Annotated in this window: 12 protein-coding genes; 5 read left to right on the plus strand and 7 right to left on the minus strand. The window is 63.6% G+C overall.

Features of this window, described 5'->3' with window-relative positions; all coding sequences use genetic code 11:
* Positions 1–5 precede the first annotated feature (5 nt).
* Together AAD018_RS08895 and AAD018_RS08900 are read left to right on the plus strand one after the other, a co-directional pair.
* Complete coding sequence (locus AAD018_RS08895) at positions 6–575, plus strand: GNAT family N-acetyltransferase (RefSeq protein WP_367315145.1); 570 nt, start codon at positions 6–8, stop codon at positions 573–575.
* Positions 572–2,035 (plus strand): MFS transporter, encoded by a 1,464-nt coding sequence (locus AAD018_RS08900; RefSeq protein ID WP_367315146.1) that lies wholly within the window; start codon positions 572–574, stop codon positions 2,033–2,035. The genes AAD018_RS08895 and AAD018_RS08900 overlap by 4 nt, the downstream gene beginning before the upstream one ends.
* On the opposite strand, the gene AAD018_RS08905 is transcribed toward AAD018_RS08900, so the two are convergent.
* The 6 genes from AAD018_RS08905 to AAD018_RS08930 all read right to left on the minus strand — a co-directional run bounded on the left by AAD018_RS08905 (position 2,020) and on the right by AAD018_RS08930 (position 9,981).
* Positions 2,020–2,799 carry a DUF2189 domain-containing protein gene (locus tag AAD018_RS08905; RefSeq protein ID WP_367315147.1) on the minus strand — a complete coding sequence of 260 codons (780 nt, stop codon included), beginning with the start codon at positions 2,797–2,799 and terminating at the stop codon, positions 2,020–2,022. The two genes, AAD018_RS08900 and AAD018_RS08905, sit on opposite strands and share 16 nt — an antisense overlap.
* A gap of 239 nt (positions 2,800–3,038) precedes the next feature.
* Positions 3,039–3,548: a DUF6714 family protein gene (locus AAD018_RS08910; RefSeq protein WP_367315148.1), complete on the minus strand. Its 510-nt coding sequence runs from the start codon at positions 3,546–3,548 to the stop codon at positions 3,039–3,041.
* A 177-nt stretch (positions 3,549–3,725) separates the two neighbouring features.
* A complete protein-coding gene (prfB, locus tag AAD018_RS08915) occupies positions 3,726–4,850 on the minus strand; it encodes a peptide chain release factor 2 (RefSeq protein ID WP_367315149.1) in 1,125 nt (374 codons plus the stop codon).
* 72 nt (positions 4,851–4,922) lie between these two features.
* The gene (locus AAD018_RS08920) at positions 4,923–7,418 is read right to left on the minus strand and encodes a penicillin-binding protein 1A (RefSeq protein ID WP_367315150.1); all 2,496 of its coding nucleotides are present in this window, start codon (positions 7,416–7,418) and stop codon (positions 4,923–4,925) included.
* A 119-nt stretch (positions 7,419–7,537) separates the two neighbouring features.
* Positions 7,538–8,623 (minus strand): N-acetylmuramoyl-L-alanine amidase family protein, encoded by a 1,086-nt coding sequence (locus AAD018_RS08925; RefSeq protein ID WP_412005220.1) that lies wholly within the window; start codon positions 8,621–8,623, stop codon positions 7,538–7,540.
* Between the two features lie 209 nt (positions 8,624–8,832).
* Entirely contained in the window at positions 8,833–9,981 is a 1,149-nt protein-coding gene (locus AAD018_RS08930; protein WP_367315152.1) for a pyridoxal phosphate-dependent aminotransferase, read from the minus strand.
* 88 nt (positions 9,982–10,069) lie between these two features.
* Between AAD018_RS08930 and AAD018_RS08935 the strand changes: the two genes are divergently transcribed.
* From AAD018_RS08935 to AAD018_RS08945, 3 genes are all read left to right on the plus strand, one after another.
* Positions 10,070–11,362 carry a M48 family metalloprotease gene (locus AAD018_RS08935; RefSeq protein ID WP_367315153.1) on the plus strand — a complete coding sequence of 431 codons (1,293 nt, stop codon included), beginning with the start codon at positions 10,070–10,072 and terminating at the stop codon, positions 11,360–11,362.
* Positions 11,363–11,393: 31 nt separating this feature from the next.
* Positions 11,394–12,137 (plus strand): DsbA family protein, encoded by a 744-nt coding sequence (locus AAD018_RS08940; protein WP_367315154.1) that lies wholly within the window; start codon positions 11,394–11,396, stop codon positions 12,135–12,137.
* 154 nt (positions 12,138–12,291) lie between these two features.
* Positions 12,292–13,176 carry a DNA/RNA non-specific endonuclease gene (locus tag AAD018_RS08945; RefSeq protein WP_367315155.1) on the plus strand — a complete coding sequence of 295 codons (885 nt, stop codon included), beginning with the start codon at positions 12,292–12,294 and terminating at the stop codon, positions 13,174–13,176.
* Between the two features lie 295 nt (positions 13,177–13,471).
* Here the strand turns inward: AAD018_RS08945 and ispG are convergent, their stop codons facing one another.
* The gene (gene ispG / locus AAD018_RS08950; protein WP_367315156.1) at positions 13,472–14,605 is read right to left on the minus strand and encodes a flavodoxin-dependent (E)-4-hydroxy-3-methylbut-2-enyl-diphosphate synthase; all 1,134 of its coding nucleotides are present in this window, start codon (positions 14,603–14,605) and stop codon (positions 13,472–13,474) included.
* Positions 14,606–14,607: the final 2 nt, after the last annotated feature.

Raw genomic sequence — 14,607 nt, forward strand, 5'->3', positions numbered from 1 at the left:
GGCATATGACAGACAGCAAACGGGTGCCGGATCTTCCTCCGGCGCCCGTTTTGCATTGCGGGATCCGCGTCGCGCCCTTGACCATGGACGATCACGCGGCCCTACTCGACTTCGAACAGCGCAACGCCGATTTCTTCGCCAAATGGGTTGGCCCCCGCCCCGATGGATACCTGACCGAGGCCGGGCTGACTAAGGCGATCACAAGCCTGCTGGACGAGGCGGCCCGGGGTCAGGGCTGGTTCGGTCTCGTCCACGACGGACCGCGAATTGTCGGCCGGGTCAATCTGCCGATGACGCTCCCTCGCCTGCCCAAACTGGGCTACCGCATCTGCCGATCCCGCACCGGACGCGGCCTCGCCCGCCATGCCGCCCGGCAGGCCGTCGCCCTCGCCGAAACCGAGATGCAGATCGACACCGTCCTGGCCCGCGCGCTCCCCGGCAACGACGCCTCCCGCGCCGTTCTCCTCGCGCTCGGCTTCACGCCCCTCACTCGCGACATCGCAGACTTCCCGGCCGAAGGCCGCACCTGCTTCGAAGCCACGCCCGCTACCATTGCCCGAAGCGAGGCCCCATGACCGACACCGCCGTGACGACCCCGCACGATCCGTCCTTCTGCGATCCGCAGGCGCGTCCGTGGATCCTGACCGCGGCGATCCTTGCCTCCGCGCTAGGCTTCATTGACGGCTCGATTGTCTCCATCGCTCTGCCCGCCATGCGCGAGGATTTGGGCGCGACGCTGGCGCAGGCCACATGGATCTCGAACGGCTATATGCTGCCGCTCTCCGCGCTGATCCTCGTCGGCGGCGCGGCAGGCGACCGGTTCGGGCTGGTCCGCGTCTTCACCTCGGGCCTGATCGTCTTTCTGATTGCCTCGGTGATCTGCGCGCTCGCCCCCTCACCCGAGATTCTGATCGCGGGCCGCGCGCTAAAGGGGATCGGTGCGGCCTTCCTTGTCCCCGGATCGCTCGCGCTCATAGCCAAGGCCTACCCATCCAACGAACGCGGCAAGGCTATCGGCTATTGGGCGGCCTCGTCGGCGCTGACCACCGCGCTCGGCCCGCTTCTGGGTGGCGCGCTCCTCTCGTTCGGCGGCGAGGCAGCCTGGCGCATCGTCTTCGCCATAAACCTGCCCTTCGGAGCCTTCCTGATCTGGGTCCTCATGACCAAGATCAACAAGGATCGCCCCAGCAGCTCCGACCGTCTCGACTGGCTTGGTGCGGCCTTCGCGAGCCTCGGCCTCGGCCTCGGCGCCTGGGCGCTTACCACTTTGCAAAGCGCGACCGGCCCCTCCCCCGCCCTTCTGGGCACCGGGGCCATCTTCGCCCTTATGCTCTTCATCCTGCAGGAACGCCGCGCCAAACATCCGATGATGCCGCTCGGCCTATTCTCCGACCGCCAATTCTCAGCCGCGAACCTCGCCACCTTCTGCCTTTATTTCGCGCTCGGCGCGGTCCTCTTCTACCAGCCGATGACCGTCATCGCAGGCTGGGGCTACTCCGAACTCGAAGCCTCCCTCGCCTTCGCCCCACTCTCGGTCTTCATCGGCCTTCTCTCTGGCTGGGTCGGCGCGCAAGCCGACAAACGCGGCCCCGGGCCGCTCATCGCCACCGGCTCGGCCCTCGTCGCCATCGCTTTCGCGGGCCACGCCATCTCTGCCCCGTGGGAGGCGTTCTGGACCGTCACCCTCCCTCTCAACTGTCTCATGGGCTTCGGCATGGCGCTTGTCGTCGGCCCGCTCTCGACCGCCGTCATGGCCAGCGCGACCGATGAGACCACCGGCGCCACCTCGGGCATCAACAACGCACTCAGCCGCATGGCTGGCCTCATCGCCGTTGCCGCGATGGGCGCGGTCGCGGCAGGTGTCTATGACGGCCCGGACAGCTTCGGCGCCACCAGCGACGCACCGGGCCACGGGGCGGCCACCAACGCCGCTTTCGCCGCCATCGCCTGGATCACCGCCGCGCTCTCGGCCATTGCTGCCGCCGTCGCGTGGATCGGCATCGCGCAGACCAGGCCCGCTCAGACCGGTACGTAAAGCGCCCGCCGATAGACATGCCAGCTGGCATGACCCAGCACCGGTAGCACGATCATCAGTCCCAGAAACGCCGTCGCCAGCCCGACAAAGCTGAGGCTCGCAATGATCGCAGCCCAGACCAGCATGACCCAAAGGTTTTGCCGCACGCAGGACAGGCTCAGCAGCATCGCGGTCACGAAATCCACCTCCCGGTCCAGAACCAGCGGCAAGCTCACCACCGTCAGAGCAAATAGCAGGAAGGCCAGCACTCCGCCGACGATCACCTCGATCGCGATCAGGGTCAGCCCCCGCGGCGTCAGGAATATCTCGACCGACGAGGTGATATTGGTCAGCGCCGACGGCCCCATCACCAGCGCAAAGATCATATGCGCCAGAAACGTCCAGAACAGAAAATAAATCACGATCAGCGCGCCCAGCCACGGGATCTGCCGCCCGCGCTCGGCCCAGACGACGCCCAGGATCCCCGGCCAGTCGAGCGCCTCCCGCGCCTCCAGCCTCCGGCTCACCTCGTAAAGCCCAACGGCAGCAAAGGGCGCAATCAGTGGAAACCCCAGCGACGTCGCCAAGATCCAGGCCACATGCCCCGCCCCCAGCCAGATCATCGCGAACCCGCCCAGCACGTAAACCGCGCTGAAAAAGAGCCCGTATTGCGGAGCCGCCCAGAAATCGCGCAGGCCCTGACCCAGCGACGCCCAAAGCTCGTGCAGGGTGAGCCGTCCGATCTCGGGCAACCGGGCAGCGGGGGCAGAGGACGTGGCGGTCATGCCTCATCCTCTTCAGGATAAGGCAGAGCAGCAATGATCCAGATCAAGGCGCATCGCATCAGCCGTTTGATCGTTATCGATCTCTATCTAAACTGCTAAGCGTCTCGCCACTTATGAGAGGAAATCTCCAACCAACTTTGCTTGATGGCGGTTGCGCAGACTTAGCCGCCGTTCAATCACCGAGAAATTTTGTTCCAGAAATCCATATTCACATGTCTCATTTGCATTGACGAAGCATCCTAGTCTAATTGCTCAAGAAGAAATTTTTGCATGTAGTCTGAGCGTTCATCTTCTAGTCCAGATGCCGCCAAAAACTGTAAAAAGGCAAAGATTATGCGCAGATGTTTTTCTTCTAAAGGGTCAATTTGGCGTTTATTAAATGCCAGAAACTGCTCCTTTTCGCTTCCTTTAGCAATAGAAGGATCGAACAGAGTAAAAAATTCTAGGAGGTTATCAAAGTACGGCTCTTCCTTCAAAGAAAGTTCCATAAGAGCGCCAAGAAAATAGGGAACATGTTCTTTTGGCAAGAACGAAAATAAATATGTACACTTGTCAAAATCGGCCATCTCCAATTCAGACCAGCTTTTCCACCAGAACCGATAAGTTTCTTCAATCGCTTCCGAGTAATTTGCTGAGCTAATGTCATGTGTCAGATCTTCCCAGCTTTTAGGACGACTAGGAGGTTTGTCTTGGCCAAATGCATTCCTTATGTCGCGAAGGAGTTTTGATTTGCTCTTAGAGGGTTCCATCTTCCATATGCTTTCATCATCGAAGTTTCGCCACGAAATTTCTAACGTGACAGCCGAGACGATAGAAGAATAGCTTGTGGAGGAAGTAGATTCGGGCTCAAGCCAGATATTCCCACAGCGGTCACACAACGGGTCCTATAAAGAACGTGACAAGCGACCCAACCGCCACTCAACCCCCTACCCCTCAGCCGCCTCGGCCCGGGACTTCCCAGCCACATCCATCGCCAGCGTCGCGGCCATGAACTTGTCGAGATCTCCGTCCAGAACGCCCTTGGTGTCCGACGTCTCGTGGTTCGTCCGCAGATCCTTCACCATCTGGTAGGGCTGCAGCACATAGGACCGGATCTGGTTGCCCCAGCCCGCATCGCCCTTGTTCTCATGCGCCTCGTTGATCGCCGCATTCCGGCGGTCCAGCTCTAGCTGATAGAGCCGCGATTTCAGCGCCTTCATCGCGATGTCCCGGTTCTGGTGCTGCGATTTCTCAGAACTCGTCACCACGATCCCGGTCGGAATATGCGTGATCCGAACGGCGGAATCCGTCGTGTTCACGTGCTGCCCGCCCGCCCCGGACGACCGGTAGGTGTCCAGCCGGATATCCGCCGGATTAACCTCGATCTCGATATTGTCGTCCACCACCGGATAGACCCAGACCGAACTGAAAGACGTGTGCCGCTTGGCCGCGCTATCGAACGGAGAGATCCGCACCAGCCGGTGTACCCCGCTTTCCGATTTCAGCCAGCCATAGGCATTGGGTCCTGAAATCTTGTAGGCCGCCGATTTGATCCCGGCCTCGTCGCCCGAGCTTTCCGATTGCAGCTCGACCTTGTAGCCATGCTTTTCGGCCCAGCGGACATACATCCGCGCCAGCATCGACGCCCAGTCGCAGCTTTCCGTGCCGCCCGCGCCCGCATTGATCTCAAGGAAGGTGTCGTTGCCATCCGCCTCCCCGTCGAGCAGCGCCTCCAGCTCCTTCTGCGCGGCCTTCTCGCGCAACGCCGCCAGCGCCTCCTCGGCCTCGGTGACGACGCCCGCATCGTCCTCCATCTCGCCCAGCTCGATCAGCTCGATATTGTCCGACAGATCCTGCGCGATGGACTGCTCCGTCTCGATCGCATCGACCAGCATCTGCCGGTCGCGCATCAGCTTCTGCGCCGCCGCCGGATCGTCCCAGAGCGTCGGATCCTCGGTGCGCGCGTTGAATTCCTCAAGCCGGTGCGCCGCCGTCTCATGATCCATCCGCTGGCGCAACAACGTCAGGGATTTCTCGATATCGGCAATGATCGATTGTGTCTCGGCGCGCATCTTGGCTGGTCCTCGGGAAGGGCTAGACCGGTGTGATAGACCGCCCCCGCGGAGCGGTCAAATCGCCTGCGGTCAGTAAAGCCCGCCCGAGCTGAGCGTTCCGAAATTGGCCTTCGGCGCCACTGTGACCGACTGCCCGGTCGAGGTCGTGACCTGACGCGCACTGCCGCCTGCCTCTTCGAAAAGCGGCACATCGGCTGCCATCACGAAGCCGCCGTCGAAGGTGATCCCGAAGGCCGGATCGATCCCGCCCCGGAAGCACTCGGCCACCACGTTGCCGCCACTCGCGCTCGCCGGAAGGCGCGATCCGGTATAACGGTCGATCTTGATGAACTCGCAGCCCTCGGGCACCCGGAACTTCTCGCCACCATATTTCGCCGTCGCCGCCTTCATGAACTCGTTGAAGACCGGCGCACATAGCCGCCCGCCGCCTGCACCGCGACCCATCGGGCGCGGATTATCAAAGCCGATATAGCAGCCCGCCGCGATGTTTGACGTAAAGCCCACGAACCACGCATCCTTCTCGTCATTCGTGGTTCCGGTCTTGCCTGCCACCGGCACCGACAGGTTCACCGCACTGCGTGCCGTGCCGCGCTGCACCACACCTTCCAGCATCGACGTCAACTGATAGGCCGTGATGTCGTTCATCACCCGGTCCCGGTTCGAGACGATCGTCGGAGCCTGCCCCGCAGGCAAAGCGGGATTATCGCAATCGCGGCAGGTCCGCCGGTCATGGCGATAGATCGTGTTGCCATAACGATCCTGCACCCGGTCCACGAGCGTCGGCTCCACTCGCTCTCCACCATTGGCGAACATCGCGTAGGCCGCGACCATATTGAACACCGTCGTCTCTTCCGAGCCCAGGGCGCTCGACAGAAAGCCATCCATGTTTTTGTAAACCCCGAACCGCTCGGCATAGTCGGCCACGACGCCCATTCCGATCTCCTGGGCCAGCCGGATCGTCATCAGGTTCCGCGACTGCTCGATCCCTGTCCGCAGGGGCGTCGGCCCGTAGAACTTGTTCGACGCGTTCTTCGGACGCCAAACCCCGCCGCCCGGGATCTCCACCTCGATCGGAGCGTCCACGACAATCGTCGCCGGTGTGTACCCGCTGTCCAAAGCGGCCGCATAGACGAACGGCTTGAAGGCCGATCCCGGCTGCCGCTTGGCCTGCGTCGCCCGGTTAAAGACCGAATGCTGGTAAGAGAACCCGCCCTGCATCGCGATCACCCGGCCGGTATTGACGTCCATCGCCATGAACCCGCCCTGCACCTCGGGCACCTGCCGCACGGACCAGTTCTGAAACGCGCCATCGCTCGTGACCTGCCGCACGTGAATGACATCGCCGCGAGCGAAATTCTCGAAGAAATCGCCCTTTATCCACTTGATGTCCTCGCGTGGCACGGTCCCGGTCTCGCTCTGGCCTTCAACCCCGACGGTCAGGCTGTTCTCGGCCACATCGAGCACGACCGCCGGATACCACGGATTCTCCAGCACGATATCGCGGGCGAGATCCACCTCGCTCAGCGCCGCCTGCCACTCTCCCAGCTGCTCTTCGGGGATCGTCTTGCCCGTCCCGCGCCAGATGCTCGTTCCGCGATCGTAAAGCTCCAGCGCCCGGCGCAGGGCCGTCGCCGCCTCGACCTGCATCTCCGGATCGATTGTCGCCCGGATCGCGAGGCCTCCCGAAAAGAACTCCTCCTGACCGAAGTTCTGGCTCAGCTGCCGCCGGATCTCGTCGGTGAAGTAATCCCGCTCCGGCAGATCGCCCTTGAAGCTCTCGAAATCCCCCGACTGCACCGTCCTAAGCGGCGCCTCGCGGGCAACCTCGTAGTCTTCGCGCGTGATATAGCCGTTCTCCCACATTTCGCGCAGAACGAAGGCCCGGCGCCCGAGGGCCCGCTCTTTCTGGCGTACGGGATGGTAGTTCGACGGCGCTTTCGGAAGGATCGCGAGATAGGCCGCTTCTTCTAGGTTCAGCTCGGCCAGCGACTTGTTAAAATAGGTCTGCGCCGCCGCCGCCACCCCGAACGAGTTCTGGCCCAGAAAAATCTCGTTGAGATATAGCTCCAGGATTCGCGATTTCGGCAGCGTCTCCTCGATCCGCGCGGCCAGGATGATCTCCTTGATCTTGCGCTCGATCGACCGTGATCCGTCCAGCAGGAAGTTCTTCATCACCTGCTGCGTGATCGTCGAGGCCCCGCGCACATCCTCGCCCCGGCTGCGCACCGCATCGCGCAACGCCGCCGCGATCCCTTCCAAATCGTAACCGGCATGATCGTAGAACCGCTTGTCTTCCGCCGAGATGAAGGCGTGCTTGACCAGATCCGGGATCTCCTCGGCAGGTGCGAAAAGCCGCCGCTCGACCGCAAACTCGTCGATGATCCGCCCTTCGCCCGAATAGATCCGGCTGATCGTCTTGGGCGAATAGGAGGCCAGCATATCCGTCGAAGGCAGATCCCGGCTGAACGCCCAGAACAAACCGCCCAGCCCGATACCGGCCATGAGCACGCCAAGCGCGACGAAGGAAAAGATCCCGCCGATGGTAGAGAAGATGAAACGGAGCACGATTTGCGGTGTCCTGTAGACTGCTATGTTGGTTTTCTGCGTCTTACCCCAGCGCGCCCGCCGGGTCAAAACACGATGCCGCGCGCCCGGGCCGGTTCCCGCCACCTGCGGCAGAGATGTCAGTGGCCCGGATCTCCAGCCCAACGCGCGATCCCTTCCGCCAGGGCGATTGCCAATTGGCGCTGGCCGTCCGGCGTGACCAGCCGTGCCCGATCGCCCGCATCCGACAGGAACCCCGCCTCGACCAGAACCGACGGCATATCGGCGGCTTTCAGCACCCCCAGATCGGCCTGCCGCACGGGCCGGGAGTTCATCGGCACCCCGCCCGCGTCCATCTGCCGCGCGAGAAGACCAGCTAGGGCCTCGCTCCGCGCCAGCGCATCCCGCCGGGTCAGCTCCATTAAAGCGATCGCGACGCGGTCGCCCTGCCCGTCCAGATCCAGACCGGAAATCAGATCGCCTCGCGAATGGCGCTGCGCCATCAGCGCATCGGCCCGCGTGCCGCCGCTCTCGCTCAGCGTATAGACACTGGCCCCGGATGCCCCGCCCCCGTCCAGCGCATCGGCATGAAGCGACACCAAAAGCCCCGCGCCCGCAGCCCTTGCCTGCGTGATCCGCGACGGCAAAGATCGCGTGATGTCTCCCGGCCGCACCAGCACCGCCTCGATCCCGCGCGCCCGCAATTCGTCGGCCAGCATCCGCGCCAGCGACAGCATCAGATCGGCCTCGCGCACCCCGTCCCGCTCTGCGCCCGGATCGCGACCGCCATGGCCTGGATCGATCGCCACCACCAACCCGGCGGCATCCTCGCCTCCGGCCTCGGCAACGCCCTCATCCGCCCCGGGCCGCAGAACGATCCGGATCCGCGCCGCGCCGCCTGACACTTTCATCTCAGCCGTCTCCACCCGGTGCGGAGCATCCAGCGTCACCAGCACCCCGTCCGGCACCATCGCAATCCGGCGAGATCCCAGGGGCCCGCTTGGCTCCAGACCCTCGATCCGCACAAGCAATCGGCCATTCTCGGCCTCGACGACGGACCAGGGCACGGCCCGGTCCAGCACCAGCGTTACCTCCACCCCGCGCCAAAGATCGTCCACACCCGAAAGGCTGCCCTCAAGGCGCACCGGTCCATCGGCCCGAAGCGCAGCGCTCCAGACGTAAAAGAGACCCGCCATCACCCAGACCAGCCGCATCGATTGCCTCATATCCGCAGGATCTCGCGCCCTGCTCTCAGGCCGCTCTTATGCCAGAACGCGCCCCCTCGCGCAAAGCCCCGACATCAGGAGGTCCGCCCCTCCTCATCTTGCCAGAAATACCTCCCCCGGAGGGTCCGAAGGCACCAGAGGCGCCCTGCCCGGCAAAGAGGCGCCGCCACAGCCACCGGCGGATAAAACATGTCGTGCGCCGCAGGCGCTCAATCCGGTCGCCGCGCCTTGAAAAACGCCGCCAGCCGCTCCGCACCGACCGCGATCTCGGCCTCGGGCCCGGCATAGGACAGCCTCAGGAAGGATCCGCCCCGATCGGGATCAAAATCCAACCCCGGCGTCACCGCGACCCCGGCCTCGCGCAGGATCTCCTCGCTGAGGGCCAGCGAATCCGTCGTCCAGTCCGACACGTCGGCGTAAATGTAAAAGCCGCCATCCGGCGGCGCGAACCGCGTCAGCCCGATTCCCTGCAACGCCGCAAGAAGAACACTCCGGTTGCGCGCATAGACGTCTTTGTGCCCCTCAAGCTCTTCCCGGCACTCCAACGCCGCAAGCGCCGCCACCTGACTGGCATGGGGCGCGCAGATGAAGAGGTTCTGCGCAAGCCGCTCGACGACGCGAACATGATCCTCCGGCACGACCATCCAACCGATCCGCCATCCGGTCATCGAGAAATATTTCGAGAACGAGTTGATGACATAGATCTCATCGGTCAGCTCCAGTGCACTTACCGCGCGCTCGTCATGGTGCAGCCCGTGATAGATCTCGTCCGAAATCAGCGACACCCCCCGCGCCGTGCAGGCCTCGATCAAGGCCGCCATCGCCTCCCGGTCCAGCATGGTCCCCGTCGGATTGGCAGGCGAGGCGACGATCAGCCCGTCCAGATCCTCCGTCACCTGATCCGGCACCGGCTGATACCGCGTCTCCAGACCCGTAGGCAAAGACACCGGATCCAGCCCCATCGCCGTCAGGATCTGCCGGTAGGACGGATAGCAAGGCGTGCCCAGCCCGACCCGCGCGCCATTATCGAACAAGGCGGAAAAGGCCAGGATGAACGCCCCCGAAGCGCCCGCCGTCACGACAACCCGTCCGGGATCCAGCGATACCCCGTACCACTCGGCGTAAAGCTGCGCGATCCGCGCTCTCAGCTCCGGCTGGCCCAGACCGACCGTATATCCCAGCGGCCCCGCCTCCAAAGCCTCGGCCAAGGCCGCCCGCGCGCCCGCAGGCGCACCGGTTCCCGGCTGGCCGATCTCCATATGCACGATGTGCCGCCCTTCCGCTTCGGCCGCTCTCGCCGTTTCCATCACGTCCATCACGATGAAGCCATCGACGCAGGAGCGCCTTGAGTTCCGCATGCCCACTCTCCTATTCTCGCCCCGAAACGCCTTCTTTCAACCAAGGGACGCGCCGTCAATCGCCGCGCCCCCGATGGAGATCTCCCCCATGTTTCGCCTGATCGCGCTGGCCTTCGCCGCCCTCCTGCTCGCCGCGCCGCATGCCCGCGCGCAAAGCCTGATTCGCGACGCCGAAATCGAATATGCGCTCAAGGAACTGGCCAAACCGGTCCTGTCCGCCGCAGGCCTCAGCGCCTCGCAGATCCGCATCCTGGTGATCGGCGACAGCTCGCTGAACGCCTTCGTCACCGACAGCCAGACGATGTTTCTCCATTCCGGCCTCATCCTGAAGCTGGAAAGCGCCGCGCAACTTCAGGCCGTCATGGCCCACGAGGCCGCCCATATCGCCAATGGCCATATGGCCCGCCGCACCCAGAACGTCCGCGCCGCCTCCCGCGCCGCCCGGCTCGGCATCCTTCTGGCCGCGGCCGCCGCCGTCTCGGGTAATGGCGAGGCGGCAGGCCCGCTCGCCGCAGGCACGGCCGAGGCCGCGCGCCGCTCCTTCTTTGCCCATACACGGGCCGAGGAAAGCTCCGCCGATCAGGCGGGCGTGCGCTACATGGTCCGCGCCGGGATCGACCCGCAAGCAGCGGTCGAAGTGCTCGATATCTTCCGCGGTCAGGAGGCGCTCTCGGTCAGCCGCCAGGATGCCTATACCCGGACCCATCCGCTGACCCGCGACCGGCACCGCGCCATGGCGGGCTTTGCCGCCTCCGTGCCGCGCAGCGCGCCCGATCCGACAGCGCAATACTGGTTTGCCCGCGCGCAAGGCAAACTCTCGGCCTTCACCCGCAACTCCTCCTGGACGCTCCGGCGGGCGCGCAACGACAACAGCCAGATCGGCGTCATGCGCCGCGCCGTGGCCCAGCATCTCAAACCCGATCCGCGCCGCGCCTTCGCGCTGGCCGATCAACTGATCGCAATGGCGCCAACCGATCCCTTCGCCCACGAGCTGCGCGGCCAGATCTTCCTCGAAAGCCGTCAGCCCGCCGCCGCCGTCTCCGCCTATGGCCAAGCCGTCCGGCTCGCCCCGAACAACGCGCTGATCCTCGGCGGTTACGGCCGGGCGCTTCTGGCCGCAGGCCAGCCGGGACAGGCGCTCGACGCGCTCGAACGCGCCCGCGCCCGGGACGGAGAGGATCCTCGCATCCTGCGCGATCTCGGTCAGGCCTATGCCAAGGCGGGCAACAACGGCATGGCCTCGCTCGTGACCGCCGAACGCTACGCCCTGAGCGGACGCTTGCAGGATGCCGCGCTCCATGCCGAACGCGCCTCGGGCCTGCTGCCGCGCGGATCCGCCTCGTGGCAACGCGCCCAAGACATGCTAAGAGCCGCCAAATAGATCCCAGCCCTGACATAGGAGAGGTTCGCCAATGCGCGCCCTGACCCTCGCAGCCCTTCTTGCCACCGCCGCTCCCGCGATGGCTCTCGATCTCACGCAGATGAGCGACGCGGACAAGGCCGCCTTCAACGCCCAGATCCGCGACTACCTGCTGGAAAACCCGCAGGTCCTGGTCGAGGCGATGCAGGTCCTCGAGGATCGCGAGGCCGAGGCGCAGGCCGCCCGCGATGTCGATCTGATCGCCGCCAATCGGGACTCGCTCTTCAACGATCCCGATAGCTGGTCCGGCGGCGCGGAGGAGCCCGATATCACGATCGTCGAATTTCTGGACTACCGCTGCGGCTACTGCAAACGCGCCCATCCCGAGGTGGCCGCCCTGATCGAGGACGACCCCAATATCCGCATCGTGGTCAAGGAATTCCCGATCCTCGGGGAGGCCTCCGTTCTCGCCTCCCGGTTTGCCATCGCGACGCGTCTGGTGGCAGGCGACGAGGCCTACAAACAGGTCTCGGACGCGCTGATGACCATGCGCGGCGACGTGACAGAGCCCGCTCTGACCCGGCTCGGCAACACGCTCGGGATCGAGACCGAGGAGGTGCTGGCCCGGATGAACAGCGACGAAGTCTCGCGCATCATCACCGAAAACCGCGAGCTGGCCCAGGCAATGGGCCTGACCGGTACGCCCAGCTTCGTGATGGAGAACCGCATGCTGCGCGGCTATGCGCCCCTCGCGGCGATGCAGCAGATGGTCGACGAGATCCGCGCCGAGGGGTAGGGCCAGGTGCCAAAATCTTCTAGAAGATTTTGCAAGACAGAATTTTCTAGAAAATTCTGCCCCCCCGCCCCACCGGCCCGCGACTTGAGCGGGCAGAGAACATCCCGGCCGTCGCGCCGGGACCCGTCGCAAGATCTGACGCGGCGAGGACGCCATGCCCTACGATCCTGACTTCATCGCCGGACAGACCCTTCCGCTCCCTCTCCCATCGGATGCCGTTCTCTCGGCGGCTTACGAGCAGCGGTTCATCGACCACAGCCGCATGTCGCTCCTCTTCAACCAAAAGCGCGGTCTGGCCGCCTGCACTGCACACAATATCGATGGAGCCGCGCTCCAACCGGCCCAGCAGACCGAGCGCGACTACCGCTTTGATCCCAAGATCGAACCGGCCTCGCTTCAGATCGACACAGATCGCGGCTATCGGAACAATCCCTGGGATCGCGGCCATCTCGTCCGCCGAAAGAGCGTCTCCTGGGGCGATCCCGAACAGGCGGCCCGGGCCGAGCTTGAAAGTGACTACTACTCCAACATCACTCCCCAGCACGAAACGCTGCACAGCGCCTCCTGGGGCCGGATCGAGGACTGGATGCTGGCCCGCGTGGACAGCGGCGAGCAGCGCGCCTGCATCTTCACCGGCCCGGTCTTCACCGAGGCCGATCCCCAGATCGTCAATGCCGAGGGAGAAGAGCCGATCCGCATTCCGGCGGGCTTCTGGAAGATCATTGCGGTCGAGGCTGACGGGATCATGCGCGCCGCCGGGTTCCTGACATGGCAGCGCGATTACGACGATCCGAACCCCCTCCCGTTCGAGCCGCAGCTCGAGCAGGTCCGCCTGACGACGATCGAGGTTCTGACCGGTCTCGCCTTTCCCGCCCTGCGGCTTTTCGATCCTCTGCTCTATGGCTCCGACCAAGCGCCGCTCACCCGCCGTTCCCTTCGCGGCAGCGACGATCTGATCGTGTCCTTGGGGGACGACATCCCTGTGCCCGCTCCGCGCCGGACATCATCGATCAACGCGCCGCGCGACATCATTCTATAGGAGCACATCGGCGTCTTTCACCCAGTATCCTGGCCCCTGTCCCAACCGATCTATGGACTGAACAATCATCCGCTCAGACAGCCATTGTCTACGCTGTTGCCTTGGAACCGGATCGTTCGATCCCTTAGCCCCGCTGTGTCGAAAAATCCACCGACCGGATACCGACGCAATACCGACCGGATACCGAAGGTCCGATTTGCCGAAAACCTCTGTGTTAATTGTGATTCAGCGATCTTTCGGGGCTTGAGCGCACTTCTTACCGCATGACGCATTTAGATCCTGTTAAGACCTGCGTCTACTCTGCCGCCTTATCGCTCGCCGCAGCTTCCGCTTCGATCAAGGCGGCCTTCTTTTCGACCTCCTCAACGATATGCTCGACCATCTGATCGTTGGACATCTTGTGGCTCGCCTTGCCCGCCAAATAGACCATACCAGACCCGGCTCCGCCGCCAGTGAATCCGACATCGGTCATCAACGCCTCGCCCGGCCCGTTCACCACGCAGCCAATGATACTCAGGCTCATGGGTGTCTTGATATGCTCAAGCCGTTTTTCCAATGTTTCCACGGTTTTGATGACGTCGAACCCCTGCCGCGCGCAGGAGGGACAGGAGATGATATTTACTCCCCGATGCCGCAGTCCGAGGCTTTTCAGGATCTCGTAGCCGACCTTCACCTCCTCGACCGGATCGGCCGACAGGCTTACCCGGATCGTGTCGCCGATCCCCATCCACAGCAGATTGCCAAGGCCGATCGCGCTCTTAATCGTCCCAGAGACTAGCCCTCCGGCCTCGGTGATCCCCAGATGGATCGGCTTGTCCGTCGCCTCCGCGATGCCCTGATAGGCCGCTGCTGCAAGAAAAACGTCCGAGGCTTTGACGCTGATCTTGAACTCGTGAAAGTCGTTGTCCTCGAGAATCTTGATATGATCCATCCCGCTTTCGATCATCGCCTCGGGACAAGGTTCTCCATACTTTTCAAGCAGATGCTTCTCGAGAGATCCGCCGTTTACGCCAATCCGCATCGAACATCCATGATCGCGCGCGGCTTGGATCACTTCCTTCACACGCGCGGGACTGCCGATATTTCCGGGATTGATCCGAAGACACGCCGCGCCCGCTTCGGCGGCCTCGATCCCCCGGCGATAGTGAAAATGAATGTCGGCAACGATGGGCACCGGGCTCTCGCGACAGATTTCCTTAAGAGCTTTCGAGCTATCTTCATCCGGTACTGAAATCCGAACGATATCCGCCCCTGCTTCCGCCGCCGCCTGAACCTGAGCAATAGTACCCGGGATGTCCGTCGTAACGGTGTTCGTCATCGTCTGCACAGAAATCGGGGCATCCCCTCCGACCGGTACATTGCCAACCATGATCTGGCGGCTTTCCCGGCGGTAGATATTGCGCCACGGACGAATGGAGTTGAGCGACATAG

Origin of the sequence: Aestuariibius insulae (genome assembly GCF_040783535.2) — a bacterium.
Lineage (GTDB): Bacteria > Pseudomonadota > Alphaproteobacteria > Rhodobacterales > Rhodobacteraceae > Aestuariibius > Aestuariibius insulae.

Coding starts and splice junctions, on each gene's coding strand:
- ispG (WP_367315156.1), bottom strand. CDS start 14,605: ATGTCGCTCAACTCCATTCGTCCGTGGCGCAATATCTACCGCCGGGAA.
- AAD018_RS08940 (WP_367315154.1), top strand. CDS start 11,394: ATGCGCGCCCTGACCCTCGCAGCCCTTCTTGCCACCGCCGCTCCCGCG.
- AAD018_RS08930 (WP_367315152.1), bottom strand. CDS start 9,981: ATGCGGAACTCAAGGCGCTCCTGCGTCGATGGCTTCATCGTGATGGAC.
- AAD018_RS08910 (WP_367315148.1), bottom strand. CDS start 3,548: ATGGAACCCTCTAAGAGCAAATCAAAACTCCTTCGCGACATAAGGAAT.
- AAD018_RS08935 (WP_367315153.1), top strand. CDS start 10,070: ATGTTTCGCCTGATCGCGCTGGCCTTCGCCGCCCTCCTGCTCGCCGCG.
- AAD018_RS08905 (WP_367315147.1), bottom strand. CDS start 2,799: ATGACCGCCACGTCCTCTGCCCCCGCTGCCCGGTTGCCCGAGATCGGA.
- AAD018_RS08925 (WP_412005220.1), bottom strand. CDS start 8,623: ATGAGGCAATCGATGCGGCTGGTCTGGGTGATGGCGGGTCTCTTTTAC.
- prfB (WP_367315149.1), bottom strand. CDS start 4,850: ATGCGCGCCGAGACACAATCGATCATTGCCGATATCGAGAAATCCCTG.
- AAD018_RS08945 (WP_367315155.1), top strand. CDS start 12,292: ATGCCCTACGATCCTGACTTCATCGCCGGACAGACCCTTCCGCTCCCT.
- AAD018_RS08900 (WP_367315146.1), top strand. CDS start 572: ATGACCGACACCGCCGTGACGACCCCGCACGATCCGTCCTTCTGCGAT.
- AAD018_RS08895 (WP_367315145.1), top strand. CDS start 6: ATGACAGACAGCAAACGGGTGCCGGATCTTCCTCCGGCGCCCGTTTTG.